General features: G+C 51.0%; 5 protein-coding genes. 4 read left to right on the top strand and 1 reads right to left on the bottom strand.

The genetic code is table 11. From position 1 onward, the window contains the following. The 4 genes from VGM55_RS23650 to VGM55_RS23635 form a co-directional block, all read left to right on the top strand. Nucleotides 1–255: fimbrial protein (locus VGM55_RS23650; RefSeq protein WP_331636927.1), on the top strand; the 255-nt coding region annotated here is incomplete at its 5' end. Nucleotides 256–290: 35 nt separating this feature from the next. Continuing rightward, nucleotides 291–794 carry a fimbrial protein gene (locus VGM55_RS23645; RefSeq protein WP_331636929.1) on the top strand — a complete coding sequence of 168 codons (504 nt, stop codon included), beginning with the start codon at nucleotides 291–293 and terminating at the stop codon, nucleotides 792–794. 57 nt (nucleotides 795–851) lie between these two features. Continuing rightward, nucleotides 852–1652 (top strand): hypothetical protein, encoded by an 801-nt coding sequence (locus tag VGM55_RS23640; RefSeq protein ID WP_331636926.1) that lies wholly within the window; start codon nucleotides 852–854, stop codon nucleotides 1650–1652. A gap of 100 nt (nucleotides 1653–1752) precedes the next feature. Further along, nucleotides 1753–2553, top strand: coding sequence for a hypothetical protein (locus VGM55_RS23635; protein WP_331636925.1), 801 nt, complete (start codon nucleotides 1753–1755; stop codon nucleotides 2551–2553). 83 nt (nucleotides 2554–2636) lie between these two features. On the opposite strand, the gene VGM55_RS23630 is transcribed toward VGM55_RS23635, so the two are convergent. Further along, nucleotides 2637–2796: hypothetical protein (locus VGM55_RS23630; RefSeq protein ID WP_331636928.1), on the bottom strand; the 160-nt coding region annotated here is incomplete at its 5' end.

Below are 2796 nucleotides of genomic sequence, written 5' to 3'. Positions count from 1 at the left end.
GGCAAAGGCTTGGTGATGGCGCTGGTGCTGACGGGTATACCGAGCGGTTTTGACAACGCGGCGGTCAGCACCAACGTCAAAGATCTGGGTATTCGTCTCACCCGTGACGGCCTGCCTTTTACCTTAGGCTCGCCTGTTCCTGTCAGTGTCGACAAGCCCCCAGTGCTGATGGCAGCACCGGTCAAGCGCGCTGGCGCCAAGTTAAAGGCCGGGGAGTTCGAGGCGACGGCAACGTTGCAGGCGGTGTATCAGTGAACCATAGCGGATATTACGGGCGGCCTGCCTTGTTAATGGCATTAGGGTTCCTGTTAGCCATGCCAGGGGCGCAAGCCGCAGATAACCTGCGTTTTCATGGCGCATTGGTGGCAGAACCCTGCGTGATCCCGGCGGGTGAGGAGCATATTACGCTGGATTTTGGCACGGTGATCGACAAGTTCTTGTATCTGAATAACCGCACGCATGGGCAGGGGTTTACCCTGCATCTGACGCAGTGCGATCTGAGCCTGGCAAAAACGGTGAAGGTCACCTTCAGTGGCATTGAGAATACAGCTTTGCCGGGGTTGTTAGCGTTGTCAGCGGGCAGTCAGGCATCGGGCATTGCCATCGGGATGGAGACACCGGGTGGTAAACGGCTGCCGATGAATAAACCCTGGGGACAACAGGGGTTGGTCAGCGGTGACAATGTGTTAAGGCTGCAAGCTTATGTGCAGGCGGAGCCGGAGGCGCGTAAACGCCAGAGTATTCAGCGTGGGCCTTTTAGTGCGGTGGCGACCTTTAATCTGGAATATGAATAATGAGTCGGCCGGAATGAATGGTTTCTGCCAGTACTTTAATAATGACGAAGAAAAATTATGAAACGTATCTTGGTTTTATTTCTCTGGTTTTATTGCACGGCGTCGTTCGCTGTCTTGAATATCCCCAATGACGAGCCAGGGAGCTCGGCAACAGTGACAGTTGATTCGCCGAAGGTGAGTGTGACACCGAACGGCGGTTCGTTCGCGAATGATTGCAGACCTGCTGCCTGTCTAACAGTATCTTATTTCGGCGGGACAGACATGTCTGGAATGACGACATGGGCTCTTAGGAGTGGATATGGGGAGTGGTTCAATCAGGGTATCAAATCATGTAGTCCTGAAGGGATAGCCGATGCATTAAAGGGGAACGCTATACTTGGAACAGTGTCGCGTTTGAGTCCGGCAACGTCACCCACTAAGGGGTCGTATCGCATTTATGGTACTTGTACTCCTCGTGGGGCGGCCACCTTTTATAATTGGTTCACGCTCGACCAACCTTGGGATGGCATACCGCCGCCTGTGTGTTGGCTCAGCGGGCCCGATATTATCGACTTTGGCGAACTGAAACCTGCCGCCATCTCGGGTAAATCAAAGAAAGCGCGTTACACCATTAGCTGTGATAAAAAAGCCACCGTCAAAGTGACCTTTGCCTTTGCATCGGGAGAGAGTAGCGAGAAGATCGCTGATGATCTGATCCTTGCCCTTAAGGTGGGAACACAAGATGGCGTCAATGGGGAGACGTACACCGTCGAAAAATCGGCAGTACAGGCTGATTTAAGCGTTGATCTAAAAAGTGGCGGCAGCGCGCAGGTAGGCGAATATCAAGCGTCGGCGGTGGTGAAGTTGACAGTGGAATAACCGCCGGATACGACATGATTGCGTTGCCATCGGGATGGATATACCAGTCGGCCGGAATGAATGGTTTCTGCCAGTACTTTAATAATGACGAAGAAAACTTATGAAACGTATCGTTGTTTTATTCCTCTGGTTCTACTGCACGGCTTCCATTGCTGTCTTGAATATCCCTAATGAAGAGCCAGGGAGTTCGGCTACAGTGACTGCTGAATCGCCGAAGGTGAACGTATTTTCTATGTCTATTACGATAAATTGCTTTTTATCTAATTGTATGTATATGCGTTATTTTGCCGGGACTGACATGTCTGGGAAGACGACATGGGTTAAGGTCGATGATCTTAAAACATTGGAGCTCGAGAATTGCAGCGCAGATGTGATAGAAAAAGCATTAAAGGGAGGGAGTACTCTTGGAAAGGTAACCTCCTCGCCTCCGGACAACAGATTTTATATTCCTCCCCAAAAAGGGTCATATAGAATGTATGGGTATTGTAATTCTGGATATACTATTAATAACTTACATGAATGGAATACTGACAACCAACCCTGGGATGGCATACCGCCGCCGGTGTGTTGGCTCAGCGGACCCGATATTATCGACTTTGGCGAACTAAAACCTGCCGCCGTTTCGGGTAAATCCAAGAAAGCGCGTTACACCATTAGCTGTGATAAAAAAGCCACCGTCAAAGTGACCTTTGCCTTTGCATCGGGGAGTAGTAGCGAGAAGATCGCCAATGATCTGACCCTTGGCCTTAAGGTGGGTACAAAAGATGGCGTCAAAGGGGAGACGTACACCGTCGAAAAATCGGCAGTACAGGCTGATTTGAACGCTGATCTAAAAAGTGGTGGCGCCGCGCTGGTAGGCGAATATCAAGCGTCGGCCGTGGTGAAATTGACCGTGGAATAACCGCTGGGTACGGCATGATTACCTTGCCGTAGTAAAAAAGCACGCCTTGCGGCGTGCTTTTTACGTTAACTCAACGGTGCTGATTATTTCGCATCCGGCAAGGCGTAAGCGACAATATAGTCACCCAGCTTGGTGCCGAATGAGCCATGACCGCCTGCGGAAATGACCACGTATTGCTTGCCATTAACCTCATAGGTCATTGGTGTTGCCTGGCCACCGGCTGGCAACCGCGCTTCCCACAGT

Source organism: Cedecea sp. (genome assembly GCF_036500665.1).
In the GTDB taxonomy this organism is placed as follows: domain Bacteria; phylum Pseudomonadota; class Gammaproteobacteria; order Enterobacterales; family Enterobacteriaceae; genus Cedecea.
This window is presented reverse-complemented; position numbering and strand designations above follow the sequence as displayed.